The organism is Thalassotalea sp. SU-HH00458, assembly GCF_040362795.1.
GTDB classification, from domain to species: domain Bacteria; phylum Pseudomonadota; class Gammaproteobacteria; order Enterobacterales; family Alteromonadaceae; genus Thalassotalea_H; species Thalassotalea_H castellviae.
Genome location: NZ_BAABWW010000004.1, coordinates 307,110 through 325,386 on the forward strand (window position 1 = coordinate 307,110; position 18,277 = coordinate 325,386).

Sequence of the window (18,277 nt, forward strand, 5' to 3'; positions counted from 1 at the left end):
GCGTTATAACTCACTTATGTTCAGTTGCTGCCAACCATTAACCACAAACTCGATAGCATCATTATGACTTTGCGCCCGTAAATAAATAGATTGCGTATCAATATTTAATACATCAAAGGCTTGGCGCATTAGCTTGCCACTGCTTACCTTGGTAAACAATACCGCAGAGCCTTGATCATCAATTTCTATTAAGGCGCTAATAGGCACTTGATAGACTGAATTCTCAGTTGCAAAATGAATGGTCACTTGCGCTAATTGTCCAGCCACCACACCTTGACCAGCTTGAATATCTTCGAGTAACACTTCAATTAAATATAAAGCGCCTTCGGTATTACTAGTCACAGGAATCTTAGAAATAACGCCGTTTATTCGACCAATATTAGGTAAATCGACGGCGACATTTTGGCCTAATTTAACAAAACTAATTTCTTTATCGGTTAACTTTACTTTCACCACTAAATTTTTATTTATTGCCGCAACTTCTAATACTTCTTGACCTGGTGCCTGAAATTCCGCTAAATCAGTGTATCTTGCTAAAACAACGCCATCAAAAGGTGCGTATATCTCTGCTTTTTCAAGGTTATAATAAGATACTTGATAAGCTTCACGCGTAGTTTCAACATTGGTTTGCGCTAATTCTAATGCCTGCTCTGAACTTAATTCTTGTGCCAGTAATTTTTTCGTGCGATTAACTTCGCGTTTCGCTTGTAATAATTGCGCATAGCGGGAGTTTTTCTCCGCGATAAGTTCTTCAGTATTTAAAGAGGCGAGCAATTGTTTCGCAGAAAAAAAATCACCTTCATCGACCGAAAGTGTTTTTAAATAACCACTACTTTTAAAGGACAACTTTAATGTCCGTTTAAATGCAACCTTTCCTGCTCGCTTGACTGACTTTTCAAAAGGGGTAACCGCAACTTGCGCTAGCTCATAATTTTGAGCAGACACAGTTTGGCCAAGAAAAACACTTGCAACGAATATATACGTAAATATTGATTTCATATAATTACAATGAAACTACCTTGTTGATGTAACTAACATTATTATAGGCACTACTTTAATATTGTATGAATTAAAAGTACATTTTTTTCAACGTGTTTCAACGCTAGAGCAAAGCGTTGCATGAATATTGATAACTTAGAGACAAAAGAAAGGGTTAATGGCGCTCTCGGCAGGAATCGAACCTGCGACTTAGACTCCGGAGGTCCACGTGATATCCACTTCACCACGAGAGCTTCATTAAGAGGTTGCGATTCTAGTCAAATCACCGTCGCTTTACTAGTCGTACTCAATAAATTTAAGTAAAAAAGTTAAAATCACTACATTAGTACGTTGAATTAAAACTGTCAGCTTAATTTACAATAATAGTTTTACAAAATGCCAAGTATAAATAATTACATTAATAATCAAGGCATTAAATTTCAGGCACTTAAAATGCATAGATGTTTTATTATCATTAGCAACGAAGCTAAACACGGATATAAAAATGAACAATTTACAAAAACTTTTTAGTTTATCACTGATCTTAGTTTCTCAGTTTTCATTTGGGCAATTGATTGTAACGGGTGATTGCAATGTCAATAATGCCACATTGACAACGGTACAACTCTCAGATTTAGATATTAATAACAACACAGGTGGCCCTACCGGCGCCAATTTATTACAAAATGGTCCTTATAGTGCATCAGAATGCATTGGCATTTATGCGGGTAATGACAGTCAACTTGAAAGCCATTTAACACCTCACTTAAATATTGGTCAATCTGGGGACGGGTTACTTAATGGCGGCGGTCCATTAACTGGTAACGAATTTATTGACGGTTTAGTTGATGGCGTAGCTAATCCTTGGTTTGATGGTGACAAAATAGATATAGATGGCGATGGTAATGCAACTGATCCTGGTTGGATAAATTTAGCAAAATTTGATGTAGATAATAATTCAACAAGTTATAAATCTATTACCAATTACGATGAGACTATCTCACTCTTAATTTCAGATGTTTTAACGTTTACTTTTGAATGTGTAAATGTTGGCGGTGATTGCTCTTCAATTAATTGGACATTAACGACTGATATAGATATCGCTGAGACAGTAGGAACTGTTTTAAACCGATCAACATTTGATCATTTAGCCTTTGTTACTAAAGCAGGTAGTGGCAACCAAAACGGGCAAGGCAACCAAGATGATAAAGGCTGGGCTGTATATGACTTTAACTTTTATGAAATTTTTGGCAGTGAAGCACCAGGTGCCTTTAATTTTGAAACAGCATATTCACTAGCAGGTTCTATTGATGTTAAACCCGGTGATTTTAGTGCCGGCCTTTCACATTTGACCGTTTGGGCCAGAGACCCAATTAATGAGCCAACCACGACAGTTCCAGAGCCATCAACCATAGTACTTTTTGTGTTTTCATTAATGCTTGTTGCATTTAGAAAAAAACGATTTTAATACTTTTATAAAAGAATAAAAACCATCATTGATATGATGGTTTTTTTAGGTCGTAATACTAATAGCAATTAAGTTAATCTGCTTGAACAATTTTTAAGGCTGACGTAATCTCCTAATTAATTCAATCAATTAGAAAACATACATGCAATCAGAACTTCCTCAAAACCACTTATGTAATATTACTCTATTGGGTAATTTAGTGAATAAACCTGAGATTCGCTATCAGGTAAACCCTGTGATTGCTATTGCGGAATTTGTGGTTGCGACTCATTCAAAATGGTTCGATAAAAGAACCAATCAATTTAAAGAATGGACGCACTATCATACGATTAAGATGATAGGCGATGTGGTGGAACGTTCATTATTGCAAGCAGAAAAAGGCGATGTCATTTTAGTGCAAGGGCATATGGTAAACAGTAAAAAAACCAATCGTGAACTTATACACGCTACCTACGCTCATCGTTATCCAAAAGGTTATTCTCGCTCCATCAATCAATTACAGTGTAGCGGAAAAATATCCAGCGAGATTAAACTAGTAAATACAGAAAACAACAAACAATTAGCGGAATTACGCTTGGCGATAAATTTTTATAGCTTTTCACCAGTAACCCAAGAGTTACGCAGCATCAGTGTTGAGCGAACCGTACATGTTTGGGGCAAACAAGCAGCTTACTTAAAAGATAATGCCAATGTTGATGACGAGTTAATTATTAATGGTAGATTAAGTTACTTAAAAGACGCGACTAAATCTCAATTGATTGATGCACAAGACGTTATTTTACAAAAAATCAATTAATGGATATATAATCAAACTAATTAAGGGAATTCTCTACAAGCACAGAGGCTTTTTAACCACTTTCTATGTACTATTTAAGACATTATTTTAACAATAAAAACTTTCTTAAAGTTTGCTTCTCTCTGACAATTCTACTGACTATGTTAGGAAATGTTCACGCAGAAACGGCAGAGACAACGTTAAAGATTGCTCATACATTTAGCAATCAGTCGAATGTGCTGTGGCATGAAATTAGTAAAAATCCTTTGGATAACGAAAGCTATATTGTCCATGACAAATTAGGAAACATTCATTTAGTTAAAGATAATAACTTACATGCTGAACCAATCATTCATTTAAAAAAATATTTTTCACAACTACATTCATTAAATAAAATTGCGCTTCATCCAAGCTTTAAACTCCAACAAGCATACGGCTATTTAACCTTATATACGGCTCATATTGAACCAATCGATAGCAATAAACCGACAACACGTATTCAAGAAAACAACCCATTAAGTCATCACGAATATGAATGGGTTATTAGCGAATGGCAATTTGATAATGAAAAATTGACCTCCTTTGTTCATACTAAAAATCAGCCAAGAGAAGTACTTCGCTTACCCATTTTTTCAGCAAGTCAAACCATTCTTCAATTAAGGTTTAACCCTTTTATGAAATCTTGGAACGAAAACTATGGAAACCTCTACATTGCATTATCCGCCGATGCTAATTATCCAGATTCAGCGTTATATTCAGGTAGTATTTTAAGCATTAACCCTGAAAAATTCGGTTTCAAAAGCTACTCAATTCCGGTAAGAAATCCGTTCATTAATAGAGAAGATATTAATAATGAGATTATTGCCACAGGATTACATTCGCTTTTAGAGATTCACTGGCCAAAAGATGGCAAACAACAGCTTTTTGTAACTCAAAATACTCCAAAAAAGTTTAGTGTGAATACTATCAAATATGGTGAAGACCTCCGCCAAAACAAATCACAATCTAATACTATTCATGCGCCATTCCCTCAACAAAGTAATAGTATTATTTACCGTGGCATGAAGTTCGCTAAATACAGAAATCATATTTTTTATTTAACTTGGGATAATCACTGGAAGTTAATCGCGATAAATAAAGAACCTCCTTTTGAGGTTTCAACCGTACAAGTAATAGATGATAATAGGCTTACAAAAGATAGTGAACTGGCTTTACTCACGGATGAGCATGATGAATTGCTTATTGTCGACAAATCTTCTCATGTCATTTTTACTATTAACTCCTCCACGCCTGATCATCAAAACTCAGATAATACGGTAGATAAAACAACAGCTAGGCAAAAAAATATGAATTTTGCTTGGATATTACTACTCCCGTTATTTATTGTCAGCCTAGTCATAGTTCGTCGCAAGACAAAAACAAATTTACCCAAAGCGTTTTTGAGAAAACAATTTGCAAAATTTGATCTAGACGCTAAGAAAAAATCGGTATTGCTCTATAAGCGACATGAAAAAATAGTAAACACTGAATTAAAGATTGCTGATATTGCACGAAGTGAAATATTCCTCAATAAAAATTCACTTTATAATTTTACTTATGAAGAGCCAGAGAGTCGCTTTACCAATAAAAAAGAACAAATGCTCAACTTAGCTTTTGCAACCGAAAAAAGAGATAAAATGATCGATGATAAAGTCCGTATTATCGAGATGGTTATCACGGACAAATCTTCAAATATTTATCCTATTTGTCTCTATCTACGAAAAGGCAATCAAAGACTGACCCGTGGAAAATATGAAGAAACTTGTAAGCAATTATCTGATTGGTGTTGGTTGTTATCGCAAACAATATTCCCAGAATTAACTGAAGAGCGCATTATTGTAAAACCCGTAGTTCCAAATACGTCCAACCATAAAAAAACCAATAAAAATGAAGCTATTGCGATTCCTTCATCTAATGAAAGTAGTAAAAACAGAGCGACGCCAGATGTGCCAAAACCTTTACCTATAACGCCTACAGAACAAAATAAAGTAGAGGCAGATAACAACGTCGAATTGAGAGATATTTCCCTGATAAATTCTTTAGATAAATTAGGGAAACTGAAACAACAAGGCTTGCTTACTGAAGCGGAATTTAATCAAGCAAAGGCAAAAGTGTTTAATAATCTTAACAAAAACGATTAATCTAACGGTAGATTAATCGTTTGTATACTTCATTACTTCAAGGTCAATAAATACTTCACTAAGTTATTGAAATCTTCTTCTATGTTCGATTTATCAAGATCGTGCGTATGAATCATGTACTTACCATTAACCACAATACTTGGCACACTTTTTAAATCACCACTGTTTGCCAGTATATCTTGATTACTTTTCATTGCTTCAGCCGCTTTAACCACTTCGTCACTATTAATAAGTTGATCAAATTTCTCACCATCTGCGCCGTTAAAGATAAAAACATTTCGAACATCTTTTACCGAAGTAAAGACAGCTCTATGCACATGAATATATTTGAAAATTGCCGCTATTAGGCTTTTTTCGATACCCATTTTTTGAGCTGTAATTAATGCACGTGTCAGGGTTTGTTGCATTTTCTTTGAAGCGCCACCTAAAAAATCGACATGATTTTTGACGAACTTAACGTTTTCAGGCAAGTTTTTCTCGATAGATTTCGCCATAAATTCAAAGTTATAACAATGGCCACAATAAAAAGAAAAATACTCTCTAACTTCCGGAGAATCTACAGGTAACTCTTGTATTTTAACGTAATGTTTGCCTTCTTGATAATCACTCGCATGTGTAAAAAAAGAAAGCGTTGCCACAACGAGTAGACTCAATAACTTGTTCATTCAATTAACCCTTATAAATTTTAAAATGATAAATTCTATATGATTTGTGCGATTTATGGCATTAAGGTGAGCGGTGGTTGTTGTAATGCCGACATTTGCTCTTTCAGCATCAACACTTGCTCTTCCCAATATCTTTGGGTATTAAACCATGGAAAACTATGCGGAAACGCAGGATCTTGCCATCGCTTACAAAGCCAAGCCATATAATTCACTACCCGCATAGTACGCAAAGATTCGATCAAGGCAAACTGTTTTGTATCAAACTCATAAAACTCTTCATAACCCATTAAAAGAGTATCCAATTGCAAAGTTTGCTGTTGCCGGTCGCCTGAGAGCATCATCCATAAATCTTGAATTGCTGGTCCCATACGACAATCATCTAAATCAACAAAATGAGGGCCGTCATCAGTCCATAAAATATTACCCGCATGGCAATCGCCGTGTAGTCTTATTTCATCGGTTGGTTGATATTGCTGACACGCCAGCTCAATCACTTGGTCTAAAATGGTATAAAACGCATTTTCAATATATTGCGGGACAAATGCTGAATTTTTTATGATTTCCCGAGCTTGAATCAACGACTCTTCTTTACTGTAGGTTGGTCGCGTGTGAAAAGGAGCTTGGCCTGCAACGGCATGTATTCTGCCGATAAATCTTCCCATCCATTCTAAGTGGTCTAAATTATCCACTTCAAATATACGTCCACCTCGACAAGGGTATATAGAAAAGTAATAACCTTGATGTTCAAATAAAGATCGACCTGAAAATTTTAATGGCGCAACTATCGGTAACTCTTCGTCAGCAAGTTCAAATGCAAAGTCGTGCTCTTCTTGAATTTGTGCTTTTGACCAACGCTGAGGTCGATAAAATTTCGTAACATATTTGATTTTATCTTCGTCATGAAATTGATAAACGCGATTTTCATAACTATTTAATGCCAGTAAACCGCTATCTACCTGCAAGCCGATACTTTCTATGCCATCAAGGATTAAATCAGGCGATAACGAAGTAAAATCAAATACGGACATAGGCTCTCAATGAATAAAGTCGTTATGACAAATCAATAACATAAACCTCAAGGATACAGGAGTTAATAAAAGTCGAAAAGCTTAAAGCGATGCAAATGCGAATAAAACGATGTTTTAACCATCAGAATAAAAGACGCGTGATGTTTGTATTAATCACGCGTCCAAATAGATAGCCAGGAAACTAAGAGTTTAACGCTTATTAAAAAAGCGACTTTCTTTATCAAGCTTTACGTCATCGTCATCAGAAATGAGCTCAATAACAAAAGAAATATCTGTCATATATGCACCATTTAGCTCATACGGGTCGACTGAAATACTCATAGGTAAGGTATAAACAGAAGCCGCCTTGACCAATACTTCTTGTTCACCATGCCATGTGGTATTTTCAATCCCATTTACTGATAACCGGTATCGATTATCAGTTTGCGATTTATTAAGAATTTTTAAGGTATATACATTTTCAATTTCACCGTTAAAATTTTCTTTTGCAAGTTCAGTTCTATCCCGAATAATATCTAATGAAACCGGTGCCCTATTGACTATTTCGATGATCAATAAACTGCTCATAATCAATAAAACCACAGCATAACCTAATAGTTTCGATCGAATTAAATGAACTTTTTTACCTTCTAGTTCATGCTCAGTAGTGTAGCGAATCAAGCCTTTTTCGTACTTCATCCGCTCCATAACACCATCACAAGCATCAACACAAGCGCCACAGTTTATACATTCATATTGCAAACCATTACGAATATCTATACCGGTTGGGCAAACTTGCACACATAAATTACAGTCAATACAGTCACCTAAACCTAGTTCTTTGGGATCTTGTTTTCTTGAACGTGCTCCTCGATTTTCACCGCGTTTTGCATCATAAGATACCGTAAAGGTATCTTTATCAAACATCGCCGATTGAAAACGGGCATAAGGACACATATGCAAACACATCACTTCACGCATCCAACCAGCATTGCCATAGGTACACAAGGCAAAAAACCAAATGGTACCAGCAATAGCGAAAGAGCTATTGAAAGTAAAAAAGTCGATAAAAACAGTCTGAACAGGAACAAAATATCCCACAAAAGTTAATGCTGTTAATAACGAAAAAAAGAGCCAACAACTATGTTTAAGGGCTTTTCGCCAGAATTTATTGACATTAAGTTTTTGCGAGTCGAGTTTTTTACGTTGGTTTGCCGTCCCTTCAATTTTTTCTTCAAACCAAATAAAAATAAATGTCCACACCGTTTGTGGGCATAAATAGCCACACCACACCCGGCCTAAAAAAGTAGTAACAAAAAACAATAAAAAGGCACTAAGAATAAATAGCCACGCAAGTAAGGTTAAATCTTGCGGCCAAAGGGTTAATCCCCAAAGGGTAAATCGTTGTTCAACAATATCAAAAAGAATGGCTTGATGACCGTTGTATTGTAACCAAGGTAGTACCGCAAATAAGGTCAAAAAGAAAAAGTTCATTTTACGGCGTAATGTTTGAAATACACCGGTCACTTTTCTGACATAAATTTGATCGCGAGGCTTATAATGTTCAACCTGGGCAGGTTGATGAATTTTGATATTTTTAATCGGTATTTTAACGTTGTGTTCTTTTTCTGATTTCACCGTGAATCCTATGCAATAAAACCCGTGAAAAATCGAACCGCGCCATTAAATTAACGACAAATTACTCGTTAATAATTAAAGATGATGTATTGTTGGCGCAAAATTGATTATTCTAATAACAAGTTAACATTATACGACATACTATGAAGAATTTATTGATCTTAATCGTAGCAATTGCAATTTTTTTGCATTTTTATCCGCAACCTGAACTAGAAAGTTGGTTTGAAGAGCAAAAAACTATGGTGCTATCGGAATTTTCAAACGCAACAGATACTAAAGTTCGATTAAATCCTGAAAAAATTTATAAAGATTTACAGCCAAGTTTTGGACAATTTAATGAAGAAGAGCAGGCATTTGTACGAACCATTACCAGTACAAGAGAATCAGTAAAAGAATTTTACAATAAGTATTGTGAAAATAAACGGCCAACTCCAAAACTTCATCAGAAAAATCAACAGTTAATATGTACTAAAATTAGTGCTTATCAATCATTATTTTAAGCAAAGTTTTAGCTGTACTAATCTTGATATCATTTAATACGAGATGAACATTGGAAGGGACTATCTCTCCTTCCAATGCTTGGTTTTGATGTGCTATAGATACAGTTTTACCGCGCTACATTTGGCTTTCAGTCTAGGCGGAAAGTTTTGCTAACATTTCCACAAACGCTAATTGAGCTTTTTGCTCTTGTTTGTGAGAGCCCGCTTTAACAACCCAGCAACCATTTACCATTACATCTTTAACAACATTGGTTTGAGTGGCAAAAATAACACTATCTAATAAATGTTGTTCATCGTGGGCAAATAACGCTAATTTATTATCATCGAGTACTAATAAATCTGCTTGTTTGCCAACCGCTATTTCACCGGCATTACTGTGAGTGCTTTGCGCACCACCTAATGCTGCGCTTTGCCAAAGGTTTTGCCCTACCGATATTTGTTTTTCGTGCGCTAATATTGCTCGTTGTTGTTTAATTAAACGTTGCGCATATTCCAGCCAGCGTAACTCCTCGATTGGGTTAACCGAAATATGACTGTCTGAGCCAATGGCGAAGGTTCCTTGTTCCGCTAAAAACTCAGTCGTTGGGAAAATGCCATCACCTAAATTGGCTTCTGTCGTTGGACAAATACCCGCAATACTTCGAGCCGCGATTATGCCTTGACGCTCTTGTTCATTGATATGTGTTGCATGAATTAAACACCATTGTTGATCCAATGACATATTGTCTAATAACCATTGCACGGGTCTTTTGCCATAGTGGGCTACACAGTCATTCACTTCTTGTTGTTGTTCAGCAATATGAATGTGAATTGGCGCATTGGCATCTAATGCTCGAACATGTTCCACGGCAACAGCAAGTGAAGTTAAATCAACGGCACGTAACGAGTGAGGTGCTATTCCAACATTGGTATTTTCATAGCTTTCGCTTAGCCTAAAACAATCACTGACTAATTGATTAAACTGCTCAGTATTATTAATAAAACGTTTTTGGCCTTCTGTTGCTGCTTGCTGGCCAAAACCACTGTATCGATATAACACAGGTAACAAAGTCAATCCTATGCCAGAGTCTTTTGCGGCATCAAAAATAGCACTCGCCATTGTCGACAGCTCAGCGTAAGGTTCACCGTTAATATCATGATGTAAATAATGAAACTCGGCGACACGGGTATAACCCATTTTAAGCATTTCGATATAGAGTTGCGTAGCGATCACTTGTGCATTTTCAGGAGTTAATTGCGCTAAAAATTTGTACATGACTTTGCGCCAAGTCCAAAAACTGTCTTGCCCTTCACTACCTTGTTCACTAAAGCCTGCAAAAGCACGTTGAAAAGCATGTGAATGACAATTCACCATTCCAGGAATTACAGTCCCAACTTTTTCAGCGCCCGTTTGTTGACCAGTTTCAATTGCTTTAATTATGCCTTGTTCAATGGTCAGTGTTTGCTGCTTTGCCCAACCATCGGATAATAAAATACGCTCTGCAAAAATTTTCATGACTAATCTCTCGTATCTTGTGCAAATTCAATTAAGCATTCAACTAACGCTTTTAATTTTGGTTTTACTTGTGCGGCAAGCGTTTCGTTATATTCTAAACTCGCTTCATTCATATACGTTATTTGCGAAAGTTCAAGCTGTAATGCATGAACTTTATTAGCAGGTTGTCCATACTCGCGGGTTATAAAGCCCCCTTTAAATCGCCCATTACTAATCATGCTATATGGCGAGAAGTCTAATGATTGCACTTTCTCTAGCATCATTTCACTGCAGCTTTTTCCATCTGCATTACCGAAATTAAAATCCGGTAATCGTCCCTCAAAAAAACGTGGCACGTGAGATAAAATAGAATGCGCTTCTAATAACACCGCTTGACCAAAATGCTGCTTAATTTCATCTAAAGTAATGCTAATAGCTTGATGATATGGCTGCCAATACAGGGCTATTCGACGATTAATTTCTTGATCATCCGGCATATACCCGTCTCGATATAAAGGCGACAAGTCAAATGCAGTTGTAGGACATAGCTCTGTAGAATTAGCACCAGGATATAAATCAACGCCATTTGGATCACGGTTTAAATCAATGACGTAACGATTATATTTAGGGATTAATATGTAAGCTCCCAGCTCAACAGCAAAATCATACAACTTATCTTTATACCAATCAGTATCAGGAACTTGCTTTGCCTGCTCTGTCATTTTATTTGCAATATCTTCGGGAATTTCTTGGCCGTTATGCGGCATGCTAATTAATAATGGAACTCGGCCTTTGATCAGTTGATAACTTGTAGACATAAACCCTCGATTAATTGTATATACAACTTTGTTTCGCTAATTTACCATGCCAGAGACGATCCAAGCAATACTAATTCTAGCTTGAAAATATATTTGCTGGATTAACGGTTATCTAATAAGGTTAGTTCAAGAGATTAACTAATTAAAAATACTTAACTTTATGGACAATACCTGTGGTGAGCGATCAATAAAAGACGTTAAAAGTTTTCCGTTGAACACCACGCTAGTTATTGTGTTAGCTTTGCTTACTTTTCTCTCTCAAGCTTTGGTTAATCTTGCTTTTGCTAATACGACTACAGCCTCAATTGAAACAAATAACGTACTTGAAAAAAATCGTGTGATCCGTATTTCTCTTCCTGATCAAGCCAGTATTGATGCAGCGTCACCCGAACCTGTCCAACAAGTGGTAAACTTTCTCAAGGAGTTTTGGCAAATTTGGGCAATTGATAACGAAATCGATGTAAAATTTTATTTTTTACCAACCGTAGAAGCGCTGAAACAACTTAAAGAAGAAAAAATTGATGTTGTGGCATTTAACATTTATCAACCCGAATATAAAAACGTCTTGTACAGCATTCCCTACGCTAAATTTAAACAAACCCTTTTTCAACGCATAAATCACAATAATTCTGACGGATTTCAATTAGCGATACATTCTGAAGATAAAAATACCCTAAGATTTTTATCCGATACAGTTTCTCGCCAGTTTTTTATCGATTTAAATACACTGCTTGATAAGCAAACGAAATTTGATGCGATTTATTCAACAAAACCTTGGTTATTGAAACAAGCACTAGAATCTCGTTCACTGCAAAATCAATTTTATATCAATCAACAAGACATCCCAGATATCACGTTACATTTTACAACTCGTACCAATGACCGAGCATTACTTTCTCTGATTAACAACAACTTACGACAAGTAAAAGCGGCACAAGCTAAATTATGGCAAGATAAATATTTATCCAATGTAGAGAATAATTTTGAGCTTTCACTGGGTCAATATTCGCAAGGACTGACTGAGCAAGAAAAACAATATGTGATAGATCACAACATTATTCAATATCCCATTACTCATGCTGGATTTCCGCCATATATTATCAGCCAAAGTCACAGCAATATTATTGAACGAGGATTTGCAATCGACTTATTGCACCATGCCTCTGCAAAGCTGGGTATTATTTTCAAACCTGTTTATGTCGATAATTTTCAGGATCTTATAGATAAAGTGACAAAAGGTAACGCTGAATTATTAGTCAACATTGAATATGATAAATCACTCGAACCACAATTTAGCTTTAGTATTCCTTACTTAAAAGCGCATTACAGCATAGTTTACAACCCTACTATTCCCCAAGAACAACAATTTTCAAATTTAAACAATCGCACAATTGCAGCGATCAAAAACTTTCAAGCAACTCAATTACTAAAAAAAGCCTATCCTCAAGCAACATTTATGTTATTTGATACCCTTGAATTGGCACTTACCGCTGTATCTCAGGGCAATGCAGACGTTTTTATAGGTCGTTCTTTGGCGACATCTTATTTAATTAAGAAAAATCATCTGTCTAATTTAACTTCTCAACCGTTACCGGACTTTCACAGAGACGCCCAGTTTACTTTCGCCACCACCAAAGCAGAACAAACCTTAGTTGCTTTACTCAATAGAACAATCAACGCACTACCCGCCACTGAGTTTGAAAATTTATACGCTAAATGGAGCCAAGCTTCTTTTCCCGAAGCCAATGTTCAAGCACAAGTAGATGTCATTTATCGAAAAGCTAGCTATCTATTTATTGTCATTGTCATCATTGCTCTGATTGTTTTTTGGGTATATTACCGTCGACTTCAATTAAGAAAAGCCGCTCAAAAGAAAGTAGAAAATGCTCTTGTCATCGCTGAATCAGCACGAAATGAAGCCGAACAATCTGCGCAAGCTAAAATCACCTTTTTGGCAAAAATGAGTCATGAAATAAGAACGCCAATGAACGGTATATTAGGGATGGCTGAAGCGCTCAATTTTACCCCTTTAAATAAAGACCAAACTGAACTGCTTGATACTCTTGAAGGATCAGCTCGTCATTTACTTGCATTGTTAAATGATGTTTTAGATTTTTCTAAAATGGATGCAGGAAAACTTACGCTAGAATCGGTCCCCGTTAATTTTCATTTACTGGCTAAAAATGCCTTGAAAAGTTTTAGAATGGTGAATGATCAGCAAAATATTCAACTGTTATGTCACGTTGATGATGATATTACCCACAGTTATTTTACCGATCCAACTCGCCTCAATCAGGTGCTTAATAATTTGATCAGTAATGCCATCAAGTTTACCGAGCATGGTTCAATTACTTTATCAATAAAACGTATTGAACAAGCGATTAAAAAAGATGGAATTTACGACACCATCAGAATGTCTGTCACTGATACGGGGATCGGTATTTCTCCTAAACAACAATCACAACTTTTCACACCTTTTATTCAAGCCGATGACGACATTACGCGTAAATTTGGTGGTACAGGTTTAGGCTTAAGTATTTGTCAGGAAATAGTGATGGGAATGGGAGGGAAAATCAATATCCACTCCGTTGAAGGTAGTGGCAGTGAGTTTTATTTTGATCTCACATATCAACAAGCCGAATTTGAAAAGGAAATAACAGAAAGACGAAAAAACACCCGCAATGCCATTAAGCCAGAAGATGAGCGCTTTAAAGGTATTAACGTGCTTATTGCTGAAGATAATTTAGTGAATGTCAAAGTATTAACCTCGCAACTATCACGTTTAGGTATAGAAGCCGATGTCGCTTATGATGGCTTAGAAGCGTTAACAATGTATGAACGTAATTCGTATCAATTAGTCATATCAGATTGTCATATGCCAAATATGGACGGTTTTGAATTAGCGGCCAAAATAAAAGCGCTCGCAAAAGAACCCCTGTGGTTGATCGCCGTAACGGCGGATGCATTAAGTGGTGCCGCAGAAAAATGTATATCGGCAGGTTTTGATGATTATATGACAAAGCCATGTACGCAAGAAGAGATCACCGATAAAGTGAATCATGCTTATCGTGCGATTCAGAAAAAACGATTACTTCATTCGCCCCAAGCAGATGAACAGGCTACCTATTTATTATTTAATGCGGCGATACTGTTATCGCATTTTAACCATGATCGAGAACGTAGCGAGTTAGCCATTCAACCCTTTATCACGTCATGGGAACAAGAAAAACAACAGATACTCTCTGCCCTGACACGTTTAAATTTTTCAGCATTGAATAGCCACTTACAAAATTTAAAGGCTCAAATTGAGGCGTTACATCATCAAGAAATGGAAGCGGTTATCAATAACGTTTTACGTGTCTTACATGATCCCGAGACCTCTTTAACAAAAGCCGCGGTTTTGAACGTGTGTAATAAACTCGATTTATTTTATATAGAAATATTGACTTGGCGAAATCAAAGTGACAATGGTTAATCATCACTTTATATCTCGCCTAATTAATCTTGTGTTTTAAAAAGAATTTACACTTTAAACTTAGCAATTAAGCGATTTAAACCACTAAATTCAGCTTGTAAACTATCACAAGCTTGATCCGTTTGTTGAAGGTTTTCAACGCCTTTTTGGTTTAAATCCATCAGCTGAATAATATCTTCATCAATTGATTTAATCACTTCACTTTGCTGTAGCGTAGCTTCGGCAACGGCATGGTTTTCTTGATCAACTTCTTGTAATGCTTGAATGATGGCTTGCATTTTATCATCTGCAATAGTGGCTTTTTCAACACTTTCTGCGCTATTGCGTTGACTTTCTTCCATGGTACTCACGACAGAAATGGTCCCTTGTTGAAGGTTTTCTATCATTCTTTCAATTTCAACCGCAGCCTCTTGCGTGCGTTGAGCCAAATGTCTGACTTCATCAGCTACCACTGCAAAACCACGACCCGCTTCACCCGCTCGCGCGGCTTCAATTGCGGCATTTAATGCTAATAAATTGGTTTGTGAACTTACCCCTTTGATCACATCTAAAATGCTAGCTATATTCTGAGTTTCAGCATTTAACTTTTCAATATCATCACTCGAATTAGCCATAGTGCCAGACAAATGATGAATGGATTCAATATTATCATTTAATGCCAGCATTCCTGCTTGCGATTGATCTTGCATACTACTGGTTAGCTCTGACGCTTTAGTCGCATTGCAAGATATTATTCCGGAAGCATTATTCAGTTGCGTGATGGCATTAGAGACATTTGAACCCCGACTTAACTGTTGTTCCGTCATTTCAATTCCGTGATGCGCACTTTGGCGTACTTGCTCAATTTGCTCGCTCAAGGTATCAGTAGAGGCTTTAACTTGTTGCATTGAACGATGTACCGTCTCAATAAAGCCATTGAAATTTAATGATAATTGACCAATTTCATCTTTCGTATCAACCGACAGTCGTTGTGTTAAATCGCCATCTCCTTCTGAAATATCTTTAATTGCATCGTTTAAATGATAAATAGGTTTCATTAAGTGGCCGAATAAAAAGTGCAACAAAATTATGGTAATTAACAGGCTCACTAAACCGACTAACACTGCGGTATTTCTTGTTGAAACGAGTGATTGATACGCTTTTTCTTTATCAAGCACTACACCAACGTACCAATTCACTGATGCGATACCATTTATCGGCACAAAAGAAACGATATTTGTATCATCAAGTTCATTTAACGTGGAAGTAAAAGCGGGTTGGCTGCCTAACAAATCGCTGACATTTTTATTGACCATCTTGTTATTGGGGTGACTTAAAATTTTGCCTTCTGATGTCACTAAATAGGCATAGCCTAAATCGAGAAAATCTATTTGGTTTAATATTTCAGTGATGTCATCGAGGACGATATCACCGCCGGCTACACCAACAAACTCACCATTTGGCATCACAGGTGCTACAGGCGAAATCACTAATTTATTAATGGTGACATCTAAATATGGTTCGGTAAATGAAGACTTTTTCGATTGTTTAACTTGGGTATACCACGGACGTTGTCTAGCGTCGAAGTCTGCAGGTAACACAAGTGTTTCATCATCTAAAATAAATTTACCGCTGCGTTCAACACCTACATAGGCATTTTTAAATGCGCCCGCTTTCGCTGCTTGTTGTACAACTTTAAGTACTTTTGCTGTTTCCAAGTTTTCTGAGGTACTTTGGGCAATAGAGTCAACGATACGGAGTTTTCCATTTAACCAGTTTGCGATATTTCCTGTCACTGAGTAGCCAATTTCGTCGATGGCTCTATTGAGGTTTGCTTGCGTGTCATTTTTTATCGATATGTAATTAATTGTTGTCGACACTGACAAAGCGATGATTAGTAGCAAGACACTTACTGCTATGATTTTATGGGCAAATTTAAATTGAAACACTCACAACTCACTTATTATTATTAATCCACTTCTACCATATCATCGCCACTGTGAAGTTCCAATATACGGTGAAAATTACATAGATGAATTTTTGTAAAGTATTAGCAACTCTTAACTGGTAAAATAAATTGTCCAACAGAAAATGAGCAAAAACATTGAATAATCAGCCTTATAATCCATTACACGGCATCACCTTAAAAGTATTAGTTACTGAATTAGTTGAATATTTTGGTTTTAAAGCCTTAGGGAAAGAAATTAAAATTAAGTGTTTCACTCATGATCCAAGCATTAAGTCTTCATTAACTTTTTTACGAAAAACACCTTGGGCAAGAGAAAAAGTCGAAGCTTTTTATATCAAAAACAAGCAAAAGCTCCACAACCTGTAATCTTCACTTGTTAAAAAAATGAATATGCTTATTCATTAGTTTTCTAATTAATTTGATAAATTTGATTGTTTATCCCTTTAAAACTGGCAAACTCTTTTCATCATCCCTAAAAATTAACTTCACATGAGTGAAATCAATCATTACATATTAACTTGGCAGTGCCCCGACACCTCTGGTGTGTTAGCAAAAGTAGCACAAAACTTATTTGAGCATGGTGCGTTTATTACTGAAACTGCGCAATATAGTGATCCTGATACCGATACTTTTTTTTCGCGTATTGCCTTTGATGATCGCAACATGACCGTGCCAATGGAAGAATTCAGCCGAGGTATTGAAGAGCTGGCAACGCCACTACATATGCAGCATCAATTACGTAATGTTGAAGATGTTCCAAATATTGTCATTGCCGTTTCAAAAGACGATCATTGTTTAGTTTCACTTCTGACAAAATGGAAAGCCAATGTTTTGCCCGTTAACATTGTTGCGGTTGTTTCAAATCATCTAGATTGTCAGCCTCTGGTTGATTGGCATGATATTCCTTTTCATTATTTGCCGATGGAAGCTGGAAAAAAAGCCCAACAAGAAGCACAAATGCTAAACATCATTGAGGAAACTCAAGCAGATCTTCTGGTATTAGCCCGTTATATGCAAATACTCTCGGATGATATGTGTGATAAATTACGCGGCCACGCCATTAATATCCATCATTCCTTTTTACCTAGTTTTAAAGGAGCTCGTCCTTATCATCAAGCTCATAAGCGTGGGGTAAAAGTAATTGGCGCGACTGCACATTATGTGACAGCTGACCTTGATGAAGGTCCTATTATTGTGCAAGAAGTAAAGCCTATTAACCACGCTTTCACCATCGAACAGATGGTGCATTTAGGTCATGATTTAGAAGCGGTAGCTTTGTGTCATGCCGTAAAAATGCACGCCGAACAACGTATTTGTTTAAATGGTGATAAAACAATTATTTTAACTTAAT

The 18,277-nt window shown here is 36.4% G+C and carries 14 protein-coding genes and 1 tRNA gene; 7 read left to right on the forward strand and 8 right to left on the reverse strand.

The genetic code is table 11. The features are described from left to right. Window positions 1–3 precede the first annotated feature (3 nt). Window positions 4–999: an efflux RND transporter periplasmic adaptor subunit gene (locus tag ABXH06_RS08340; protein ID WP_311580799.1), complete on the reverse strand. Its 996-nt coding sequence runs from the start codon at window positions 997–999 to the stop codon at window positions 4–6. A 158-nt stretch (window positions 1,000–1,157) separates the two neighbouring features. Beyond that, a tRNA-Arg gene (locus ABXH06_RS08345) sits at window positions 1,158–1,232 on the reverse strand. A gap of 251 nt (window positions 1,233–1,483) precedes the next feature. Here ABXH06_RS08345 and ABXH06_RS08350 point away from each other — a divergent pair. From ABXH06_RS08350 to ABXH06_RS08360, 3 genes are all read left to right on the forward strand, one after another. Then, the gene (locus tag ABXH06_RS08350) at window positions 1,484–2,446 is read left to right on the forward strand and encodes a PEP-CTERM sorting domain-containing protein (RefSeq protein ID WP_353517925.1); all 963 of its coding nucleotides are present in this window, start codon (window positions 1,484–1,486) and stop codon (window positions 2,444–2,446) included. Between the two features lie 142 nt (window positions 2,447–2,588). Then, window positions 2,589–3,242, forward strand: coding sequence for a single-stranded DNA-binding protein (locus tag ABXH06_RS08355; RefSeq protein WP_353517926.1), 654 nt, complete (start codon window positions 2,589–2,591; stop codon window positions 3,240–3,242). A 140-nt stretch (window positions 3,243–3,382) separates the two neighbouring features. Next, window positions 3,383–5,401, forward strand: coding sequence for an SHOCT domain-containing protein (locus ABXH06_RS08360; RefSeq protein WP_353517927.1), 2,019 nt, complete (start codon window positions 3,383–3,385; stop codon window positions 5,399–5,401). A 32-nt stretch (window positions 5,402–5,433) separates the two neighbouring features. Here ABXH06_RS08360 and ABXH06_RS08365 read toward each other — a convergent pair whose 3' ends face one another. The 3 genes from ABXH06_RS08365 to ccoG all read right to left on the reverse strand — a co-directional run bounded on the left by ABXH06_RS08365 (window position 5,434) and on the right by ccoG (window position 8,711). Further along, complete coding sequence (locus tag ABXH06_RS08365) at window positions 5,434–6,066, reverse strand: DsbA family protein (protein WP_353517928.1); 633 nt, start codon at window positions 6,064–6,066, stop codon at window positions 5,434–5,436. Between the two features lie 53 nt (window positions 6,067–6,119). Continuing rightward, window positions 6,120–7,094 (reverse strand): serine/threonine protein kinase, encoded by a 975-nt coding sequence (locus ABXH06_RS08370; RefSeq protein ID WP_353517929.1) that lies wholly within the window; start codon window positions 7,092–7,094, stop codon window positions 6,120–6,122. A 189-nt stretch (window positions 7,095–7,283) separates the two neighbouring features. After that, the gene (gene ccoG, locus ABXH06_RS08375) at window positions 7,284–8,711 is read right to left on the reverse strand and encodes a cytochrome c oxidase accessory protein CcoG (protein ID WP_311580817.1); all 1,428 of its coding nucleotides are present in this window, start codon (window positions 8,709–8,711) and stop codon (window positions 7,284–7,286) included. A gap of 143 nt (window positions 8,712–8,854) precedes the next feature. On the opposite strand from ccoG, the gene ABXH06_RS08380 reads away from it, so the two are divergent. Further along, the gene (locus tag ABXH06_RS08380; RefSeq protein WP_353517930.1) at window positions 8,855–9,211 is read left to right on the forward strand and encodes a hypothetical protein; all 357 of its coding nucleotides are present in this window, start codon (window positions 8,855–8,857) and stop codon (window positions 9,209–9,211) included. A 133-nt stretch (window positions 9,212–9,344) separates the two neighbouring features. On the opposite strand, the gene ABXH06_RS08385 is transcribed toward ABXH06_RS08380, so the two are convergent. After that, entirely contained in the window at window positions 9,345–10,706 is a 1,362-nt protein-coding gene (locus ABXH06_RS08385; protein ID WP_353517931.1) for a formimidoylglutamate deiminase, read from the reverse strand. A gap of 2 nt (window positions 10,707–10,708) precedes the next feature. Then, window positions 10,709–11,503 (reverse strand): N-formylglutamate deformylase, encoded by a 795-nt coding sequence (hutG, locus tag ABXH06_RS08390; RefSeq protein WP_353517932.1) that lies wholly within the window; start codon window positions 11,501–11,503, stop codon window positions 10,709–10,711. Window positions 11,504–11,663: 160 nt separating this feature from the next. On the opposite strand from hutG, the gene ABXH06_RS08395 reads away from it, so the two are divergent. Continuing rightward, window positions 11,664–14,978 (forward strand): ATP-binding protein, encoded by a 3,315-nt coding sequence (locus tag ABXH06_RS08395; RefSeq protein ID WP_353517933.1) that lies wholly within the window; start codon window positions 11,664–11,666, stop codon window positions 14,976–14,978. A gap of 47 nt (window positions 14,979–15,025) precedes the next feature. Here ABXH06_RS08395 and ABXH06_RS08400 read toward each other — a convergent pair whose 3' ends face one another. Further along, entirely contained in the window at window positions 15,026–16,906 is a 1,881-nt protein-coding gene (locus ABXH06_RS08400; RefSeq protein ID WP_353517934.1) for a methyl-accepting chemotaxis protein, read from the reverse strand. A 155-nt stretch (window positions 16,907–17,061) separates the two neighbouring features. Between ABXH06_RS08400 and ABXH06_RS08405 the strand changes: the two genes are divergently transcribed. Together ABXH06_RS08405 and purU are read left to right on the forward strand one after the other, a co-directional pair. Continuing rightward, window positions 17,062–17,292 (forward strand): VF530 family protein, encoded by a 231-nt coding sequence (locus tag ABXH06_RS08405; RefSeq protein WP_311580839.1) that lies wholly within the window; start codon window positions 17,062–17,064, stop codon window positions 17,290–17,292. 123 nt (window positions 17,293–17,415) lie between these two features. Further along, window positions 17,416–18,276 (forward strand): formyltetrahydrofolate deformylase, encoded by an 861-nt coding sequence (purU, locus tag ABXH06_RS08410; protein ID WP_311580844.1) that lies wholly within the window; start codon window positions 17,416–17,418, stop codon window positions 18,274–18,276. Window position 18,277 lies beyond the last annotated feature (1 nt).